We start from the raw sequence: 19,974 nt of genomic DNA on the forward strand, positions 1-19,974 counted from the left end.
TAAATGTGAAGAATGAACGCTGAATTTGCGCTGCAAGCTGAAAAGAACCGCCCCTGGCGCGCCCTCGCTGTGCTGTTGACGGGCAACTTCGTGACGATCCTGGATCTCTTCATCGTCAATGTCGCATTGCCCAGCATCCAGAGCGGCTTGTCGGCATCGGATACCGATTTGCAGCTGATCGTGGTGGCTTACGCATTGGCTTATGGCTTGTGCCTGATCAATGGCGCGCGTTTGGGCGACCTGTTCGGGCGGCGGCGCTTGTTCCTGGCCGGCATGGGGCTGTTCACCGTGGCTTCGGCGTTATGCGGGGTGGCGGTCACGCCGTGGCAGCTCATCCTGGCGCGCGCCCTGCAGGGCGTGGGAGCGGGCGTGCTGATGCCGCAAGTGCTGGCTTCGATAAGAGTGGTGTTCGAGGGCGAGGCGCGCAGGCGCGCGTTCGGCATCATGGGCGCGGTGCAGGGCGTGGCCGCAAGCATTTCGCAGTTGCTGGGCGGCATGCTCATCACGCTGAATCCGCTGGACTTGGGGTGGCGGCTGGTGTTTCTCATCAACGTCCCGATCGGCATTGCTGCATTGCTGGCGGGGCGGCGGGCGCTTCCCGAATGGCGCGCGCCGGTTCCGACGCGGGTGGACCTGCGCGGCGCGCTTGCGGGCGCTGCCGGGCTGGCCCTGATCCTGGTGCCTGTCATGGAGGGACGAGAGCATGGATGGCCCTGGTGGTCGCTTGCGGGGCCCGTGCTGGCGTTGGGTGTGCTGGCGTATTTCGTCCGCTATGAGAAAGCGCTGGCCCGGCGCGGTGGCGTGCCTGTGCTGGATATGGGCTTGTTTGCCAACCGGCCATTCGTGGCAGGCATAGGCGCGGTGTTTTTCTTTTTTTCAGCCATCAGTTCGTTCTTCTTCGCGTTGACGCTGCTGTTGCAGTTCGGGCTGGGGTTCGCGCCGCTGGCGGCGGGCGCCGTGTTCACGCCTTCGGCGCTGGCGTTCTTTGGCGCGTCGCTTGCCGGTCCGAAACTGGCCACCCGCTATGGACGCGGGGCGCTGCTGTTCGGTGTGCTGGTCTTTACCGCGGGCTTGGCGCTGTCCGCGGTTACCGCCGCCACGCAGCCCCAGAATCTGGCGCTGTTGGTGGCGTCACTGGTGCTGAATGGCGCGGGGCAAGGGCTGGTGATCCCGCTGGCATTCAACGCCATTCTGGGGGCGGTGCAGGAGGAACAGGCCGGCATGGCTTCCGGCATGCTCAGCACCTTGCAAGTCGTCGGGACTTCCGCGGGCGTGGCGGTAGTGGGCGGCGTCATCTTCACGATGCTTGAGGCCGCGGGGAGCTTGCCCGCCAGCGACGGCGCATCGATCTACGGAGGCGCGCTGGCGGCGGCCATGCTTTACAACATTGCGGCTGCGCTGCTCAGCTTCGTCCTTTTCAGGCTGGCGACGCGCCGATAGGCGCCAAGAATCCGTTCCAACATTCCCGGGTGAACTCATACAGCGCATCCTGTGCCGTCAACGGAGTGCGCCCCGCCAGCCGGGCCAGCGCATAGTGCCCCTGGCGCTGCGGGTCGGACGGGATCGGCACTTCGACCAGCAGCCCGGCTTCCTGCTGCTGCCGCGTGACGCAGATCACGCCCAGCAGCAAGGCGTCCGTGCGCAGCGCCAGTTCCACCAGCGCGTCCAGATTCTCGCAGCGGTGGGTGACCATTTGTTCCGGCGCGCCGCCCGGCCCCAGGGTTTCCGCGAGCCGCAGCGAGACTTCCGGGCTGAGAGTGGTGGATGCCACGGGGTACTGGCGGACCTGTTCTATGCCGGGCCGCTTGTGGGCAAGGATGGGATGGCCCTTGCGACACACCAGGCCCGCGCGCAGCGGGGGCAGGGCGCGGGTTTCCAGGTCGGCCGCGTCATACAGCATGCGGGCGTCGCAGACCATGGCGTCGATGCGTTCGTCGCGCAGCATTTCCAGCAAGGCGGCGGTGGCGCCCAGTTCGACGCCCACGCGTACCTGGGGATGGCGCTCTGCCATGTGGGCCAGGAAGGGCGACAGCAGCAGCGATGCGGGCGCCGGGCTCAGGCCGATGGACAGCGTGCCCGATTCGCCGCTGTGCAGTGTTTTCAGTTCGCGCTGCAGCTCCGCTTCTTCGAAGCGCATGCGGCGCGCGCGTTCGGCTACGCAGGCGCCGTAGGGCGTGAGGCGCACGCGACGGGTGCCGCGGTCGAGCAGAGGCAGGCCCAGTTCGGCTTCGAGCGCCTGGATGCTGCGGCTGAGCGCCGGTTGCGACAGGTTGACCGCCTCTGCGGCGCGCGAGTAAGTGCCGTGTTCGACCACCGCCAGCAGGTGTTTGAGTTTCTGGAAATCCATGTCCAAGCCGCATAAATACTATGAAATAAATGCATTGGAATTATAAATAGGCTGTTCGTATCATGGTCCCAGACGGCGCCCGCAGAGGCGCCGCAAACCGTGCCCGGGACTCGCACCGCGGCGCGGCTCGTCAAATACGGAGACAGATTCGAATGAAGCAGCACTTGTTGTCGGCCGCCATCCTCGCGGCCTGCGCGGCCATGGGCGCCCAAGCCCATGCCCAGGAAGTCCAGCAGCACGATCAGAAGCAGTCCGAGGCCGCGTTGCGTCCGGCCGGCGCGGCCAGCGGCCAGGTCACGATCCGGCGCGACGGCTATGGCATGCCCCATGTGTACGCCAACACCGTGTACGGCATTTTCTACGGCTACGGTTATGCGGTGGCGCAGGACCGCCTGTTCCAGATGGAAATGGCGCGGCGCAGTACCCAGGGCCGCGTGGCCGAGGTGCTGGGCCAGCCCATGGTGGCGTTCGACAAATCCATCCGCGGCAATTTCTCGCCCGAGCGCATCCAGCGCCAATTGGCCGCGCTGCCCGCATCCGAGCGGCAGATCCTGGACGGCTATGCGGCCGGCATGAACGCCTGGATCGCGCGGGTGCGGGCCGAGCCCGGCAGCCTGATGCCCAAGGAATTCAACGATCTGCGTTTCCAGCCCGCGGACTGGACGGTCTATGACGTGGCGATGGTGTTCGTGGGCACCATGGCCAATCGTTTTTCCGATGCCAACAGCGAGATCGACAACCTGGCGCTGCTGACTGCCCTGAAGGACCAGCATGGCGACGAGCGCGCCATGCAGATCTTCAACCAGCTGCGCTGGATGACCGACAGCCGCGCGCCCACCACCGTGCCCGAGGAAGAGGGCGTGTACCGGCCCGATGGCGCCAAGCCGTCCGCCAGGCTGTCCTATGCGCTGCCGCGCTACGACGGCACGCCGCCCATGCTGGAACGCGTGGCGCGCGATCCGCAGACGCGCGGCGCGCTGGATGAGACGCCCGCGGCCGCGTCGGCGCGCCTGCTGGCGCAGTTCGCGGAATCGGGGCAGCCGGGCATCGCCGGTTTTCCGACCACCAGCAACATGTGGATCGTGGGCCGCGACCACGCCAAGGACGCTCGTTCCATTCTGCTGAACGGGCCGCAGTTCGGCTGGTGGAATCCCGCCTACACCTACGGCATTGGCCTGCACGGCGCGGGTTTCGACGTGGTGGGCAACACGCCGTTCGCCTATCCCAGCATCCTGTTCGGCCACAATGCGCACGTGACCTGGGGCTCGACCGCGGGCTTTGGCGACGACGTGGACATCTACGCCGAAAAGCTCGACCCGAACGACCGCACCCGCTACTTCCACGACGGCGTCTGGAAGACGATGGAAAAGCGCACCGAGCTCATCGAGGTCAAGGATGGGCAGCCGGTGGTGATGGACGTGTACCGCACGGTGCACGGCATCGTCACCAAGTTCGACGACAAGCAGCACGTGGCCTATGCCAAGGCGCGCGCCTGGGAAGGCTATGAGCTGCAATCGCTGATGGCCTGGACCCACAAGGCGCAGTCGCGCAACTGGGACCAGTGGAAGCAGCAGGCGGCGCGCCACGCGCTGACCATCAACTGGTACTACGCCGACGACAAGGGCAACATCGGCTACGCGCACACGGGCTTCTATCCCAAGCGTCGTCCGGGCCATGATCCGCGCCTGCCCGTGCCGGGCACGGGCGAGATGGACTGGGACGGCATGCTGCCGTTCTCGACCAATCCGCAGGTCTACAACCCGCGCCAGGGCTTCATCGCCAACTGGAACAACCAGCCCATGCGCGGTTATCCGTCCACTGACCTGTTCGCCATCGTGTGGGGCCAGGCCGACCGCTACGCCGAGATCGAGACCCGCCTGAAAGTCATGACGGCCAACGGCGGCAAGGTCAGCGCGCAGCAGATGTGGGACCTGATCCGCACCACCAGCTATGCCGACGTCAACCGCCGCCACTTCCTGCCGTATCTGCAGCAGGCGGTGCAGGGCTTGCCGGCGGACGATGCGCGGGCCGGGCTGGTTGCGGGGCTGGCGTCCTGGGACGGCATGGCCACCAGCGACAAGCAGGCCGGCTACTACGACAACGCGGGACCTGCCGTGATGGACGCCTGGCTGCGCGCCATGCTCAAGCGCACGCTGGCCGACGAGATGCCCGCGGACTTTTTCAAGTGGTACAGCGCCACCGGCTATCCGACGCAGGCGGCGCCCGCCACGGGTTCGGTCAACCTGACGGTGGGGGTGAAGGCGCTGTTCAATGCGCTGGCCGGCCGCGATTCGGGCGTGCCGCAGAAGTACGACTTCTTCAATGGCCAGCGGCCGCGGGACGTGAGCCTGGCCGCGCTGGACGATGCGCTGGCGGCCTTGCAGAAGACCTACGGCCAGGATCCGGCAAGCTGGCGCATACCCGCGCCGCCCATGGTGTTCGCGCCCAAGAATTTCCTGGGCGTGCCGCAGGCGGATGACAAGGCGGTGCTGAGCTTTCCGGCCACGCAGAACCGCGGCACCGAGAACAACATGACGGTGTTCGATGGCAAAGGCGTGCGCGCGGTGGACGTGGTGGCGCCGGGGCAAAGCGGTTTTGTCGCCCCGGACGGCACGCCGTCGCCCCACATCCGCGACCAGTTCGACCTGTACACCAGCTTCGGCAACAAGCGGGTCTGGTTCACGGATGCGGAAGTGCGCGCCAACGCTAAGTCGGTAGAGACGTTGCGCTATTGACGGCGTAGCCGCCCTGGTGGCTGGCCAGGCGCGCATAGACCCCTTGCCGTCTGAGCAACTGGTCGTGCGTGCCGGCCTCCGCCAGCGTGCCGCGATCCAGCACCAGGATCAGGTCGGCATCGCGTATCGTCGACAGGCGGTGCGCGATGACCAGCGTGGTCCGATGGCGCATCAGCACGTCCAGCGCGCCGCGCACCTGCATTTCCGACAAGGTGTCCAGGTGCGAGGTGGCTTCGTCCAGGATCAGCACGGGCGCGTTCTTCAGGAAGGCGCGGGCAATCGAGATGCGTTGGCGCTGGCCGCCGGATAGCTGCATGCCGCGTTCGCCCACGCGCGTCGCCAGGCCTTCCGGCAGGGCGCGCACGAAGTCCGCCAGCGCAGCCTGTTCCAGCGCGCGCGCCAGGTCCTCGGGGCTGGCTTCGGGGCGGGCCAGGCGGATGTTGCCTTCCAGCGTGTCGTTGAACAGATAGGTGTCCTGCGTCACCAGCGCTACGCGTTCGCGCAGGCCGTCCAGCTGCAGTTCCCGCAGGTCCACGCCATCGAGCTTGACCTGTCCCGCGCGCGGATCCCAGAAGCGCAGCAGCAGGCTGGCCACGGTGCTCTTGCCCGCGCCCGATGCGCCCACCACCGCCACGGTGGCGCCGGCCGGCACCTTGAAGCTCAGGTCGCGCAAGGTGTCCGCGGTCTTGCCTGGATAAGCGAAGCTCACGTGGTCGAAGGCCAGCGACAGGCCGTGGGCGGAGACGGGCGCCGGCAGCGGTCCGTCGGTCACGGGTTCGGGCTCGTTGGCGACCACATGCAGGCGGCGGGTGGCGGCGATGGTGTCCGCCAATTGCCGGCTGACCTGCGAGATCTCGGAGACTGGCAAGAAGGTCGCCAGGGCGATCAGCACCAGCAAAGGCAGCATGCCGGCCGACAGCGCGCCGGCCGATACCTGCAGCGCGCCCACGACGGCCACCGCCAGGCCGCCCAGGCCCATCGCGATTTCAAAGCCCGCGGTCTGGCGCGACAGGTCGTCCAGGATGTCCAGGCGGCGCGTACGGTAATGGTCCGCCACCCGCAGGAATTCATCGCGCCGGCGGCCGGTGGCCTGGAAGGCGGTCAGGTCGGCCAGGCCCTGGATGGTGTCGGTGGTGTGGGCGCTCATCTCGCCCAGCGCCTCGCGCGCCTTGTCGCCCAGGGCGTCGACCTTGCGGCGTCCGCGCACCGGCGACACCAGCGCATAGGCCAGGAAGGGCAGCAGCGCCAGCGCCACCGGCCAGCTGTAGATGCCCAGGAAACCCAGCACCGACAGCGGCACCAGGACCGAGACGATGGCGGGGGCGATGGTGTGCGCGTAGAAGTACTCCACCATTTCCACGTCCTGGGTGGCCAGCGCCACCAGGTCGCCGGAGCGGCGCTGCAACAGGTAAGCCGGGGCCAGGCGCTCCAGCTTGTCGTAGAGCTTGACCCGCATGTCGGCCAGCAGCTGGTACGCCATGGCGTGGGCCAGCCAGGATTCGAGCCAGTGGAACAGCGCGGCCAGCGGCGCGGCGACCAGCAGGCCCGCTATCAGGGCCGAGTAGTCGCGGCCGTCGCGGATGGCGGCGACGATCAGCGCGCTGAACACGCCCACGCCGATGTAGGCCGCGACCCGCGCCACGCCCAGCAGGATCGTGGCGGTCAGCGTGCCGCGCCACGGCCGGACCACCGAGAGCAGGGTGCCGAGCGTGGCGCGCCAGCCGACCTGGACCGCGTCCGCGTCCAGCGAGCGCAGGGCCGGGCCTTGCGCGCCGGACTCTTCGGCGGAGGCCTTGCGGTCGGTCGTTTCCGCGGGGACGGCAGCGGCGGAGGCAGGCGATCCCGCCGACGGATTGCGGTGCGCGGCCGCCTGTTCGTGCATCAGGCGGTAGTACAGGCCGTTTTGCCGCATCAGTTCTGCGTGCGGTCCTTCCTCCGCGACCCGGCCCTGGTCCAGCACCAGGCAGCGGTCGGCGCCGATGACGCTGGCCAGGCGGTGGGCCAGGATCAAGGTCGTGCGGCCGGCCATCAGGCGGTCCAGCGCCTGCTGGATCAGCGCTTCGTTTTCCGTATCCACCGACGACAGCGCCTCATCCAGGATCAGGATGGGCGCGTCGCGCAACAGCGCGCGGGCGATCGCCACGCGCTGGCGCTGGCCGCCGGACAGCTGCAGGCCGCGCTCGCCGATGCGGGTGGCGTAGCCCTCGGGCAGCGCCATGATGAAGTCGTCGATATTGGCGGCGCGGGCGGCGGCGCGCACCTGTTCGTGGGTGGCGCCGGGGCGGCCCAGCCGCAGGTTGTCGTCGATGGTGCCATGGAACAGCGTGATGTCCTGGCTTACCAGCGCGATGTGCGACAGCAGCGCCTGCGTATCCAGTTCGTTCACGTCATGGCCGCCGATGCGGATGCTGCCGGATTGGGGCAGGCATTCGCGCAGCAGCAGGCGCACGATGGTCGACTTGCCGGCGCCGCTGGGGCCGACCACGCCAACGCGTTCGCCCGCGGCGATCCGGAAGCTCAAGCCCTGGTGGGCGCGGCGCTCGGGGGTGTAGGAAAACGCCACGTTGTCGAATTCGATGGTGGGCGCGAGCCGGCCCGGGGTCTTGCCGCCGGCGGCGGGGGCGGGTGTCAGCGGCTGCGCATCCGTCAGCGCATGGATGCTGGCGGCGGCCGACTGGCCCAGCATGCCCCGGTGCAGTACCGAGCGCAGGTCGCGCAGCGGGCGGAAGATCTCGGTGCCGGCCATCAGCACGATCAGCAGGGCTTCCACGCTCATGTCGCCGTGAGCCACTCGCCAGGCGCCCAGCGTCAGCGCCAGCGCCGCGCCCAGGGCCACGCCCAGGTCGCTGATGCCGCGCGTCAAGAGGCTGACGGAAAGTACCCAGAAGGTGTTGTCGGACAGGCTGCGGGCGCGGGCGGCCAGCCGCTGGCCCCAGGCCTTGCCCTGGCCATAGGACTTCAGCGTGGGCAGGCCCTGCACGGCGTCCAGGAAGTCCTCGCCGAAATCGTTCAGGGACTTGCTGCGGGCCAGGCTGGCGCGGCGGTCCAGCATGTGCACGGCCATGGGGCCGAACAGCGCGAACAGCGCCGCCGCCAGGAACACCAGCGCGGTGGGCACGTCCCAGAACGCGATCACGGCGAAGATGGCGAAGGGCGCTGCGGCGGCGATCGCGACTTGCGGCAGGTACTGGCCGAAGAAGGCTTGCAACTGCTCGACTCCGTCGACCACCGTCAGCATCACGCCGCCCGTGCGCTGGTTGGCGAACCAGGCCGGGCCCAGGCTCACGATGCGGTCATAAAGCCGGGCGCGCAGCGCATGCTGCACGGTGGCGGCGCAGCGGTTGGCCTGCACGGTGCGCCAATGGTCCAGGAAGGCGCGCAGCAGCACCATGGCGGCGGCCCACAGCGCCGGCGCGAGCCAGTCCTGCGACGGTGCGCCATCGAATACGCGGGCCAGCAACTGGCCCAGGAACACGTAACGGGCGATGCCGGCGGCCAGGGCCAGCAGGCCCAGGAAAATGCCGCCCGCCATGCTGGCGCGCAAGCCCGCCGTCAACTGCCAAAGGCGCGAATCGAAATACATAGCAAACTCCTTTCAGTGCTTGCATGGTCCCCGATCCCGCGACCCGGCGATAGCGATAGTTTTTCAATCTAGGGTTGAGCTAGACTTGACCCATGGCCGATCTTCCCAACCACACGCCGCCCCTGGCGGCCCTGCGCGCCTTCGAGGCCGTAGCCCGCCTGGGCAGCTTGAGCCGCGCCGCCGCCGAACTTCACGTGACCAAGAGCGCCGTCAGCCATCAACTGCGGGCGCTGGAGGCGGACCTGGGGGTGGCGCTGCTGCGCCGCGGCGGCACGGTGCGCCGCGCAGAAACCACCGCGGCGGGCGCGGACCTGTTGGCATCCGTGCAACAGGCCTTGACCCTGCTGGAGACCGCCTGCCGCAACGTGCGGGCCTCCGCCCGGGGCAAACGGCGCAATACCCTGAACGTTTCCGCCAACCCGTCGCTGGCCGCCATGTGGCTGGCCCCGCGCATCGGACGCTTCATCGAGCTGCATCCCGGCATCGACATCCAGGTGTACCTGCACGCCAGCCAGGACCCGGCCTGGAAAAGCCAGGACATCGACCTGGCGTTCCTGCACGTGCGCGCCATGGGGCCGCATATCGCCGAGCCCGGCGACATCCCGTTGATGACCGAAACCGTGGTGCCCGTGTGCAGTCCGTCGCTGGTCGATCCGGCCGAGCGCGGCGATCCTGGCGTGTTCCTGCGCCATCGCTGGCTGGAGGAAAAGCACGTCGACAGCCCGGAGACCGACTGGCGCACCTGGAGTCCGCGGCTGGGCCTGGCCGAATCCGACTGGCAGGAACCCATGGTGCTGAGCGGCCTGAGCACGGTCGCCGCAGCCGCGGCTGCCGGGGTCGGCATCGCGCTGGGCCGCGCGCCGCTGATTGACGAGGAACTGGCCAGCGGCCGGCTGGTGCCCCTGGTGCCGCACCTGCGCATGCCGGGCTCCTGGGGCTACGTGATGCGGATCCAGGCCAACCGGCCGATGGACGCCGCCTTGCCGACGCTGGTGGAGTTCCTGGCGGAAGAGGGGCGCAGCACCGGCGCCTGGCAGAACCTGGCGGACGCGGGGCGCTGAGACCGCGCCGGGGCGTCAGTCCGCGCCGCTGCGGCCTCGCGGCGGCTTGCTGATGGTGACCGCCGAGGTGACGATCAGCTCCATCAGGATGTTGCGCGCCAGGTTCTCGGCATAGTCGTTGCGCGCCTCCGCCGTGGCGATGGCGCGCTCCACCGATCCCTCCACGATGGCGTTGATCTGCTGGATGTGCAGCTCGCAGATCTGCACCAGGTCCGGATGGCGCTTCTGGTGGAAGTACAGGAAACGCCGCGCCAGCGTCTGCAGCATGGCGTGGAACTCGGCCGCGTAGCTGTTGCGCGAGGCGGCGCCGATCTGGCTGGTCAGGGTGAAATGCAGGCGCATGTACATGCGCATGTCGTTGACGGCCTTCAGGTCTTCGAGTTCGCGGGCCAGTTGCGCCAATTCGGCGCGTTCGCCGTCGTCGGCCCACTGCGCGGCCTGGGCCACGATCAGCCGTTCGATCTCGCGGCGCGCCTGGATGATCTTCAACTGGCCCTGGTAGTCGATCTCGGAGATGAAGATGCCCTGGCGCGGGGCGATTTCCACCAGGCGTTGGAACGCCAGCTTCTGCAGGGCGTCGCGCACGGGCGAGCGGCCGATGCCGACGCGTTCGCTCAGGGTGGTTTCCGACCACTGGCTGCCAGGCGGCAGTTCGCCGGTGACGATCATTTCCTCCAGGGCGCAATAGGCCTTTTCGGTCTGGCTGACAGCGGTGCGGCCAAAGAGGGGGAAAGCTTGGGTCATGGAGTCGGAAGCGCGCGTTGTTGGAGTTCGCGTTTTAACACTTTGCCGGTGCTGTTCTTGGGCAGCTCCTCCAGAAAGACGTAGCGCTTGGGGCGCTTGAAGCGCGCGATGGATTCCAGGCAGAGCCGGTCCAGATCCTGCTCGGAGGTCCGGGCGCCGGGCTTGAGCACCACGAAGGCCAGCACCGACTCGCCCCATTCGGGGTCGGGGCTGCCGACCACCGAGACCTCCTGCACGGCGTCGTGGCGCATCAGCGCCTCTTCCACTTCGCGCGGATAGATGTTGGTGCCGCCGCTGATGATGACGTCCTTGGAGCGGTCCTTCAGGTGCAGCAGGCCGCGTTCGTCCAGGATGCCGATATCGCCCGTATGGAGCCAGCCGTCAGCCAGCGTGTCGGCGGTGGCGCGCGGATTGTTCCAGTAGCCCTGCATTACGGTCGGCCCGCTGACGACGACTTCGCCCAATTCGCCAGGGGCTGCCGGCCGGCCGGAGGCCTCGCGGATTTCGACGTCCATGGCCGACTGGATGTACCCCACCGAGCCCAGCAGCGCGTCATCGTTGCGGGCCACGGCGTCGGCGATCTGGACGGCGGACAAGGCCGATATCGACATGGGGCTTTCACCCTGTCCGTAGATCTGCGCCACGCGCGCGCCGTAGCAGGCCACCGCGTCCTTGATGTCTTCGATGTAGAACGGCGCGCCGCCCACGATCAGCGTGCGCAGGCCGGGCGGCGGGCCGCCTGCCTGACGGGCGTGGCGCACCATGCGCTGCACGATGGTGGGGGAGGCGAACAGGCTGACGTTGCGGTAGTGCGTCAGCAGCCCGGACAGTTCTTCTTCGTCCAGGCCGCCGCTGTCGGGCACGATCTGCAAGGCGCCGTGCAGCCAGTACGGAATGCTGTAGAGGCCGCCGCCGTGCGACAGCGGCGCCACGTGGACCATGGCGTCGCCGGGCTGTACCGGCTGCACGTCGGCATAGAAGTTCAGGCACATGCCGACCAGGTTGGCATGGCTGAGCATGACGCCCTTGGGCTTGCCGGTAGTGCCGCTGGTATAGAACAGCCAGGCCAGGTCCTGGGGCGGACGCGTTTCCAGGGGCAAGGGCTGGCCCAGGGCGCCGGCCGCGTATTCGGCCGACTCCACGTCCACCACGCGCGTCGCTGGCAAGCTGCGGGCGACGGGCGCCAGCGCCTGCAGCAATTCGCCTTGCGACAGGCACAGGCGCGCATCGCTGTCGCGCAGGATGTATTCGAGTTCGTTGGGATGCAGTTTGGCGTTGACCGGCACGGCGCAGAGGCCGGCGTGCCAGATGGCCAGCATCGATTCGATGTAGCTGGGGTGGTTGCGCAGCGCCAGCATGACGCGCTGGCCGGGCAAAAGGCCCAGCGGGCCTCGCAGCCAGCCGGCCAGCGCCTGCACCCGGGCCTGAAGCTGGGCGTAGCTGAGGGGATCGCGGGTGCCGGCGGCCAGCGCGGGCTGATCGGCGTAAATAGTGGCGCTGCGGTGAAAGAGAGAGCTGAGATGCATGGCGGTCTCTGGGTTGATGGGGGCGCGGATCAGCGGCCAAGCAGGGTGATGCAGGTCACCGCCTCTTCCACGCCGTTGAAGCCGCCGCCGTTCTCGGCGATGGCGAAGCGCGCGCCTTCGACCTGGCGGGCGCCGGCTTCGCCGCGCAGCTGGATCACCATTTCGTGGACTTGCGCCAGCCCGGTCGCGCCGATGGGGTGGCCGCGCGACAACAGGCCGCCGGACACGTTGATGGGGATGCGGCCGCCCAGGCTGGTGGCGCCGGACTCGGCCATCGGTCCGCCTTCGCCGAAGGCGCAGAAGCCCAGCGCCTCGGTCTGCTGGATCTCGGCGAAGGCGGTGGCGTCGTGCACTTCCGCCAGCGACATGTCCTGCGGGCCGACGCCGGCGCGCTCGTAGGCCTCGAGCGCGGCCAGATGGCACAGGTGCCGGTCGTAGCGGTCGGCCGGGCGGTCGGTGGCGGTTCGCAGCACGCTGGCGTACAAGCGCACGGCGCGGGCGCGTTGCAGGCGCTTCAAGCCCTGGGCGTTGCAGACGATGGCGGCGGCTGCGCCGTCGCTGATGGGGGCGCACATGGGCAGGGTCAGCGGCCAGGACACGGGCCGGGCGGCCAGGGCCTCGTCTATCGTCATGGGGTACTGGAACTGGGCCAGCGGATTGCGGGTGGAATGCATGTGGTTCTTGGCGGCCACGGCGGCAAGCTGGCGCTGGGTGGTGCCGAAGGTCTTCATGTGCAGCCGCGCCAGGCTGGCGTAGATGTCCATGAACACGCTGCGTTTGCCCGGCTCTTCGAAGCCGGGCGGGGGCGTCACGTCGGGCGCCAGTGCCATCAGGCGCGCCATCTGCGCCGGCGCGTCGTGCACGTCCCAGGCGCCGTCGAACACGGCGAAGCTCTTGGCCTTGTCCTCGGAAAACAGCTTGTCCACGCCCACGGCCAGGCAGATGTCGCCCGCGCCCGAGGCTACGTACAAGTGCGCGGCGTTCAGCGCGGTGCTGGAGCTGGCGCAGGCATTCTCCACGTTGACGACGGGGATGCCGGCGATGCCCATGGCCTTCAGCGCAACCTGGCCGGCCACCATGTATTGGCCTTCGATGGAACCCTGGCCGGCGGTGGCGAAATAGGCCGCCTGCAGGTCGGCGGCGTCGCAACCCGCGTCGGCCAGCGCCTGCGTGACCGCGTCGCGCACCAGGTCCTTGACGCTTTTGGCCGGCTGCTTGTCGAAGCGGGTGATGCCCACGCCCGCGATGTAGGTGGTGTCGTTGCTCATGCTTGGATGCCCGTGGTGAGGATGGATTCGATGATGTGGCGGTCGGCCTGGACTTCCGCGGCCGATCCGCTCCAGGCGATTTCGCCGTGGTCCAGCACGTACTGGCGGTGCGCCAGGCGGGCAGGCACCTTCAGGTTCTGCTCGACCAGCACGATGCCGGTGCCCTGACGGTGGACTTCGGCGAAGACCTCGATCAGTTCGTTGACGATGCGCGGCGCCAGCCCCTCGGTCGGCTCGTCCAGCAGCAGGACGCGCGGATTGCCCAGCAGGGCGCGCGCGATCGACAGCATCTGCTGTTCGCCGCCGGATAGCTGGTCGCCATGGAAGCCTATGCGTTCGCCCAGCCGCGGAAAGACCTGCAGCACCCGGTCCTGCGTCCAGTAGCCGGGCTGGTGCGCCAGTGCGCCCATGCGCAGGTTTTCGCGCACCGTCAGGTTGGGGAAGATGCGGCGCGTGTCAGGCACCAGCGCGATGCCGTCGCGGCTGATCTGTTCGACGGCGCGGCGCGTGGCGTCCTGGCCGGCGATCAGGCGGTTGCCGGCGGACAGCGGCAGCAGCCCGATCAGCGTCTTGAGCACGGTGGACTTGCCAGCGCCGTTGCGCCCGACGATGGCGACGATCTCGTCCTGGGCCGCGCGCAAGCCTATGTTCTTGAGCGCCAGCGCCTGGCCGTAGTGCACGCTGGCATGTTGCAGTTCGATCATGCCGCCACCTCCTCGCCCAGATAGACGGCGCGCACGGTGGCGTCGTCGCGGATGGCGGCCGGCGGTCCCTCGGCCACCTTGCGGCCGTTGGACAGCACCACGATGTGTTCGGACAGCGTCATGATCACGTCCATGTTGTGTTCGATCAGCAGCACCGTGCGGCCGGCGGCGGCGTGGCGGATCAGGCGGGTGGCGGCGGCTATCTCATGGTGGCCGACGCCGGCCAGCGGTTCGTCCAGCAGCAGGATGCGCGGGTCTGGCAGCAGCGTCAGGCCCAGCTCCAGCGCGCGCTGCAAGCCGTAAGACAAGGTACCCGCCACGGTGTCGCGCCATGCCGTCAGGTCGGTCAGTTCCAGCATGGCGTCGATGGTGGACGCCAGGCGGCGGTCGTAGCGCGGCGCCAGCCAGAACGGCAGCAGATGCGAATGGCTGATCTGCGCGGCGATGCGCAGGTTCTCCAGCACCGTCATTTCAGGAAAGATCTTGGTGATCTGGAAGCTGCGGCCGATGCCATGCCTGGCGCGCTCATGGGCCCGCAGGCGCGAGATGTCCGCGCCGTGGCACAGGATGCGCCCGCCATGTCCGGGCAGGTTGCCGGACAGCACGTTGAGCAGGGTGGTCTTGCCCGCGCCATTGGGGCCGATCAGGCCGTAGACGCGGCCGGTTTCGAAGGCGTAGCTGAAGTCCTCGATGGCGCGCAGCGCGCCGAAGGTGACGCTGACCTGTGCGCATTGCAGTGCGATATCGCTCATGACGGGCTCCCTTCGCGCGGCGCCAGCGGCACGGCGGGCGCGGGTGGACTGGCGGGGGCGGGCGCCGCGGGGCGCTTGCGGCTCCAGCGGGCCTGCAGCGCGCCCAGCACTCCTTGCGGGAAGTACAGCGTGGCCAGGATGAAGACCAGGCCCAGGATGCCGTACCAATAGGGCGTCCAGCCGCTGAGCCATTCCTTCAGCGCCTCGAACAGCAGCACGCCAGCCACCGGTCCCCACAGGGTGCCGGCGCCGCCCAGCAGGGTCATGATGATGACGTCGCCGGAGGTGGTCCAGTGCAGCATCTGCGGGTTCATGTACATCAGCACCGCGGCCAGCAGTCCACCCGCCAGGCCGCCGACGGCGCCGGACACGAGGAAGGTGATCTGCTTCAGGCGCTGCACGTTGTAGCCCAGCTGGGCGGCGCGGATCTCGTTCTGGCGCACGCCCGCGACCGCGCGGCCGAAGGGTGAAGCGCGCAGCATCGCCATCAAGGCCATCACCAGGGCGAACACGGCGGCGACATACCAATAGAAGTTCACGGTATCGAAGAAGTCTATCCCCGCGAGTTCCGGCCGGCCGATGCCGGGCAGGCCGTCGGCGCCGCCGGTCCATTCGCGCAACTTGCTGTCGGCCAGGATGTACATGAGCTGTGACAGCGCCAGCGTGACCAGGGCGAAGAAGATCCCCGAGACCCGCAGCGCGAACACGCTGAAGATCCAGGCGCAGGCCGCGCCCGCCACGACGGCCAGCGCCAGCCCGGCCTCGAATGGCAGGCCGTAGCGCTGGGTGGCCAGCGCCAGCGCGTAGCCGCCGGTGCCCAGGAAGGCCGCGTGGCCGAAGGACACCATGCCCAGCAGGCCGAACACCAGGTCGAAACCCACGGCGAAGATGGACCACACCATGATCAGGATGGTCAGGTTCAGGAGAAAGTCGTTTTGCGTGCAGAAGGGCACCGCGATCACCGCGGCGGCCACGCCTGCCGCGATGGCGGCATCTTGGCGGGAAGTCGTCATGCCAGCCTCGCTTGGCGGGAGAACAGTCCTTGCGGACGGGTGAGCAGGGTGGCGATCAGCATGGCGAACGTCAGGATGTCGACCCAGCTGGGCATGAAGGTGTAGCCCACCGCACGCACCATGCCGATCAACAGCGACGCCGCGACCACGCCGCGGATATTGCCCAGCCCGCCCAGGATCACCACGATGAAGCAGTCGATGATGGTGTTGGTGGCCATGCCCAGCTCTATCGGGAACAACGGCGCGGAGATGGCGCCGGCCAGCCCGGCCAGCGCCGCGCCCACGCCGAACACCGCGCTGCGGATGGTGGCGGCCGGCAGGCCCAGGATGCGCACCATTTCGCCGTCGCTGCTGGCCGCGCGCACCAGCATGCCGAAGGTGCTTTTTTCCAGCACGAAGAACAGCGCGGCCGACACCAGCAGGCCGAAGACGATGACGAACAGGCGGTAGACAGGGATGGTGCTGCCGGCCAGTTCGACCGTGCCCGCCAGCAGCGCCGGCATCGGCGTTTCCTGGTAGCCCAGGCCCCAGACGAACTTCACGGCCTCGCTGATGACGAGGATGAAGCCGAAGGTCAGGATCAGTTGATAGAAGTGCGGGCGGTTGTACAGCGGTCGCAGGGCCAGCCGTTCCATCGCCACGCCGACGAGGCCGACGCCCACCGTTGCCACGACCAGCCCGGCGATGAAGGAACCGGTGCGCAGCTGGATGTCGAAGGCCAGGTAGGCGCCCAGCATGTACAGCGCGCCATGGGCGAAGTTGATGACGCCCAGCATGCCGAAGATAAGCGTAAGGCCGGACGCCAGCAGGAACAGCAGCATTCCCAGGCTCAGGCCGATGATCACGGTGGACATGGCAAAAATCCGTCAGGCGGCGCGCAGGGGCGCGCCGGGGGGAAAACCGGTCCACGAGGACCGGCGGGTGCGTCACTCGGCGGCTTCAGCCCGCGCAGGGTTCGAAAACCTGATCCGGCGGGAACACCTTGACGATGTCCATGACGTAGGCGGGCTGCGGCGGCTTGCCCGTGTCGACCACGCCCCACAGGCCGTTCTGCATGGCCTGGTGGTCGCAGGCGCGCATGGTTTTCTTGCCTTCCACGGAGTTGGTGCGCTCGCTGGCGGCAAACGCCTCGACCCACTTTTCCTTGTCCCAGGTGCCGGTCTTGTCGACCACGTCCAGCCACCAGCTCATGCCGTCGTAGGCTTCGCCAGCGGCGGCCGAGGGGAACTCGTTGTATTTCTTGCGGAAAGCCTCGACGAATGCCTTGTTGGCGTCGTTCTCGACGGTGAAGTGATATCTCACGCCCGACTGCACGCCGACCGCGGTGGGGCCGACGCCGGCCGCCATGGTCTCGTCGGCGATCACCGGGCCGAAGATCTTGCGCGTCTTGCCCAGTTCGATCTGGCCGGCCTGCTTGACCATGGTGACGGCGTCCGAGCCCGTCATGAACAGCGCCACGCCGTCGGCGTTGGAGCGCGCGATCTTGTCGGCGATGGAGGAATAGTCGCGATTGCCCAGCGGCGGGAAATCGGCGCCCACGATCTCGATGCCGGCCTTCTCGGCTTCGCGCCGGTACCAGTCCCAGCTGTCGCGCGTGGCCTGGTAGTCGGCCGTCACGCCGTAGATGCGCTTGAGCTTCTGCTCCTTGGAGTAGGCCAGCGCCATGCGCTGCTCCATGCCCAGCGTGTTGGAGGTGCGGAAGGTATAGCGCGAGCCGCCCGGCACCGTGATCTTGTCGTCGGCCGACATGGTGACCAGATGGGGAATCTTGCGCTGCTTGGCGATGTTCATGATGGCCAGCGTGCTGGCCGAGCTGACCGCGCCGAAGATCATCTGCGATCCATCGGAGATCAGGCGGGTGGTTTTCTGCACCGCGGGCTGCGGCTTGGTTTCATCGTCTTCCCAGGTGACCTGGATGGGCTTGCCCAGCACCTTGCCGCCGCGCTGCTCGATGGCGATGGTGACGCCCTTGCGCATGTCTTCGCCAAAGATGCCGTAGGTCCCCGACAGCGAGACCACGCCGCCGATCTTGAACGTGTCGGGATCGGCGGCGCGCGCCCCTGTCGCATACAGGGCGCACAGCGCCAGCGCGCCGCAGGCGGCGTGACTCCATGTCTTCATTTTCTGTCTCCGCGTATTTTTCGTCATGGCTCGTAATGTTTTACGTAGCGCGGTTGAGATACTACGTTTTGGATTGTGATGTGAAAAATTGGGGAATACCCGAGCGCCGAGACAAAAAAAACCGCCCCGAGGCGGCAAGCGCCTGGGGCGGTTCGGGGTGGGGACCGGCTTGCGGTTAGCGCTGGCGCGCTTCGGTCTGTTTCAGCGCCGACTGCACCATGCTTTCGACCAGCGGGATGACCTGGCCCGCCAGGTCGGGGCGATAGGCGTAGGGATGCGTTTCGTCCATGTAGGTGGACTGGCACATTTCCAGCTGGATGGCGTGGACGTTGTCGGCGGGCTTGCCGTAGTGGCGCGTGATGTAGCCGCCCTTGAAGCGGCCGTTCACCGCCCAGGTGTAGGCGGTGTTTTCGCGCAGCCGCTCTTCGACGGGCGCCAGGATGTCGGGCGCGCAGGCCGCGCCGTCGGCGGTGCCGATGTTCAGGTCGGGCAGCTTGCCTTCGAACAGGCGCGGCAGCACGCTGGCGATCGAGTGCGCTTCCCACAGCAGTACGGTGCCGTGCTCGGCCTTGATGCGGTCGATCTCCTCGCACAGCTTGGCGTGGTAGGGCTTCCAGTAGGTCTGCAGCCGGTGCTCGCGTTCCGCGTCGGTCAGGACGGCCTCGTTGCGGTAGAGGGCGTCGCCGCGGAAGGTCTGGGTCGGGCACAGGCCGGTCTTGGTCTGGCCGGGATACAGGCTTTCATCGTTGGGCGGGCGGTTCAGGTCCACCACGTAGCGCGAATAGCGCGCGCCGATGACGGACGCGCCCAGCGCCTCGGCGAACCTGTACAGCGTGTCCAGGTGCCAGTCGGTGTCGCCCGACTGCAGGCCCAGCGGCGTCATCTGCGCGCGCTGCGAGTCGGGGATCATGCTGCCCAGATGGGGAATGGAGATCAGCAGCGGCGCCGTGCCGCGGCTGAATTGGTAGATGTCGCTCAAGTAAAACTCCGGGGGAAATGGCGGGGCGCAGGCAAGGGCATGCCTGGCAGCGTCCCTGGGTGTCCGGTATTGCGCCCGGCGGGGCAATGCCGGCAATCATAGTGGATCGGGCGCGCGCCTATGGCCGCGGCGGCGCGGCGTCGCTGGTCCAGGGCGCGCCGCCGCGCCATCTGCCGGCGATGGCGTCGATCAGGACGCGCACCTTGGGCGCCAGGTGGCGCCGGTGCGGATAGACCGCGCACACCGGCGCGCCGGCCGGCGCTACCGATTCCAGTACCGGCGCCAGCCGGCCGGCGCGCAGATCCTCGCCCACCAGGAAGGCGCCTAATTGGACGATGCCTTCGCCCGCCAGCGCGGCGTCGCGCAGCGCTTCCGTGTTGCCCAGCCTCAGCCGTCCAGCGACATGAACACTGCGTTCCTGTGCGTTGACGGCAAAGCGCCAGGGCACCAGTGCGCCGGCATGGGTGTAGGCCAGGGTGCGGTGGCCAGCAAGGTCATCCGGGCTGGCTGGCGCGCCGTGGCGGGCCAGGTAGCCGGGCGCGGCGCAGGTGATCAGGCGATGCGGCGCCAGCACCCGGCGCACCAGCCGGCTGTCGATTTCGCCGCCGATGCGGATGGCGACGTCCACGCCGTCACGCACCAGGTCGATGTAGTCGTCGGAAAAGCTGACGTCCGCCTCCACTTCGGGCCAATCGCGCAGGTAGTCGCGCAGCAGCGGCATGATGTGCAGCCGTCCCAGCGATACCGGCAGGTCGATGCGCAGCCGGCCGCGCGGCGCCTGCTTGCGGCTGGCCATGGCGTCGGTGGCGTTGTCCACTTCGGACAGGATGCGCTGCGCATGTTCGTAGAAGACGCGGCCTTCGTCGCTGAGGCTGACGCTGCGCGTGCTGCGGTGGAGCAGCCGCGCGCCCAGGCCCAGTTCCAGGCGCGCGATGCACTTGCCGACGGCCGAACGCGACAGGCCCAGCTTTTCGGCCGCGGCGGTAAAGCTCTGGGTGTCGGCCACGCGCACGAACGCGAGCAGATCGCCGATGTGGTCCAGACGGGCGGCTGGGTAGGATGAATTGCGCACGATTCGTCCCTTGTGTTTATTGGTTTTCCTACTTTATCAGCGAAATGGAAACAGTAGACTGCCCAGGAG

The 19,974-nt window shown here is 68.1% G+C and carries 15 protein-coding genes; 3 read left to right on the forward strand and 12 right to left on the reverse strand.

Features of this window, described 5'->3' with window-relative positions; translation table 11 throughout:
* Positions 1-12 precede the first annotated feature (12 nt).
* Positions 13-1,440 carry an MFS transporter gene (locus IB258_RS00060; protein WP_175162573.1) on the forward strand — a complete coding sequence of 476 codons (1,428 nt, stop codon included), beginning with the start codon at positions 13-15 and terminating at the stop codon, positions 1,438-1,440.
* Here the strand turns inward: IB258_RS00060 and IB258_RS00065 are convergent.
* Positions 1,418-2,347 (reverse strand): LysR family transcriptional regulator, encoded by a 930-nt coding sequence (locus IB258_RS00065; RefSeq protein WP_054456525.1) that lies wholly within the window; start codon positions 2,345-2,347, stop codon positions 1,418-1,420. The genes IB258_RS00060 and IB258_RS00065 overlap by 23 nt on opposite strands.
* 152 nt (positions 2,348-2,499) lie before the next feature.
* Here IB258_RS00065 and IB258_RS00070 point away from each other — a divergent pair, with 152 nt between their 5' ends.
* The gene (locus IB258_RS00070) at positions 2,500-5,082 is read left to right on the forward strand and encodes a penicillin G acylase (protein WP_192351953.1); all 2,583 of its coding nucleotides are present in this window, start codon (positions 2,500-2,502) and stop codon (positions 5,080-5,082) included.
* On the opposite strand, the gene IB258_RS00075 is transcribed toward IB258_RS00070, so the two are convergent.
* A complete protein-coding gene (locus tag IB258_RS00075; protein ID WP_192351954.1) occupies positions 5,054-8,665 on the reverse strand; it encodes an ABC transporter ATP-binding protein in 3,612 nt (1,203 codons plus the stop codon). The two genes, IB258_RS00070 and IB258_RS00075, sit on opposite strands and share 29 nt — an antisense overlap.
* A 92-nt stretch (positions 8,666-8,757) precedes the next feature.
* On the opposite strand from IB258_RS00075, the gene IB258_RS00080 reads away from it, so the two are divergent.
* Positions 8,758-9,726 carry a LysR substrate-binding domain-containing protein gene (locus IB258_RS00080; RefSeq protein WP_054456528.1) on the forward strand — a complete coding sequence of 323 codons (969 nt, stop codon included), beginning with the start codon at positions 8,758-8,760 and terminating at the stop codon, positions 9,724-9,726.
* Positions 9,727-9,741: 15 nt separating this feature from the next.
* Here the strand turns inward: IB258_RS00080 and IB258_RS00085 are convergent, their stop codons facing one another.
* The 10 genes from IB258_RS00085 to IB258_RS00130 form a co-directional block, all read right to left on the reverse strand.
* Entirely contained in the window at positions 9,742-10,470 is a 729-nt protein-coding gene (locus IB258_RS00085) for a GntR family transcriptional regulator (protein WP_054456529.1), read from the reverse strand.
* Positions 10,467-11,996, reverse strand: a complete 1,530-nt coding sequence (locus tag IB258_RS00090; protein ID WP_192351955.1) for an AMP-binding protein — start codon at positions 11,994-11,996, stop codon at positions 10,467-10,469. Before IB258_RS00090 ends, IB258_RS00085 begins: the two co-directional genes overlap by 4 nt.
* Positions 11,997-12,025: 29 nt before the next feature.
* Positions 12,026-13,264 (reverse strand): thiolase family protein, encoded by a 1,239-nt coding sequence (locus IB258_RS00095; RefSeq protein WP_054456531.1) that lies wholly within the window; start codon positions 13,262-13,264, stop codon positions 12,026-12,028.
* Entirely contained in the window at positions 13,261-13,968 is a 708-nt protein-coding gene (locus tag IB258_RS00100; protein ID WP_054456532.1) for an ABC transporter ATP-binding protein, read from the reverse strand. Before IB258_RS00100 ends, IB258_RS00095 begins: the two co-directional genes overlap by 4 nt.
* Entirely contained in the window at positions 13,965-14,720 is a 756-nt protein-coding gene (locus IB258_RS00105; protein WP_175162579.1) for an ABC transporter ATP-binding protein, read from the reverse strand. Before IB258_RS00105 ends, IB258_RS00100 begins: the two co-directional genes overlap by 4 nt.
* Positions 14,717-15,733 (reverse strand): branched-chain amino acid ABC transporter permease, encoded by a 1,017-nt coding sequence (locus tag IB258_RS00110; protein ID WP_054456534.1) that lies wholly within the window; start codon positions 15,731-15,733, stop codon positions 14,717-14,719. The genes IB258_RS00105 and IB258_RS00110 overlap by 4 nt, the downstream gene beginning before the upstream one ends.
* Complete coding sequence (locus tag IB258_RS00115) at positions 15,730-16,587, reverse strand: branched-chain amino acid ABC transporter permease (RefSeq protein ID WP_054456535.1); 858 nt, start codon at positions 16,585-16,587, stop codon at positions 15,730-15,732. Before IB258_RS00115 ends, IB258_RS00110 begins: the two co-directional genes overlap by 4 nt.
* Before the next feature lie 85 nt (positions 16,588-16,672).
* Positions 16,673-17,854, reverse strand: a complete 1,182-nt coding sequence (locus IB258_RS00120; RefSeq protein WP_054456536.1) for an ABC transporter substrate-binding protein — start codon at positions 17,852-17,854, stop codon at positions 16,673-16,675.
* 175 nt (positions 17,855-18,029) lie between these two features.
* Entirely contained in the window at positions 18,030-18,833 is an 804-nt protein-coding gene (gene hutG, locus IB258_RS00125; protein WP_192351956.1) for an N-formylglutamate deformylase, read from the reverse strand.
* A 118-nt stretch (positions 18,834-18,951) separates the two neighbouring features.
* Positions 18,952-19,905: a LysR family transcriptional regulator gene (locus tag IB258_RS00130; protein WP_192351957.1), complete on the reverse strand. Its 954-nt coding sequence runs from the start codon at positions 19,903-19,905 to the stop codon at positions 18,952-18,954.
* Positions 19,906-19,974: the final 69 nt, after the last annotated feature.

It is taken from the genome of Achromobacter sp. ACM02 (assembly GCF_014851605.1).
In the GTDB taxonomy this organism is placed as follows: Bacteria; Pseudomonadota; Gammaproteobacteria; order Burkholderiales; family Burkholderiaceae_B; genus Achromobacter; species Achromobacter aegrifaciens.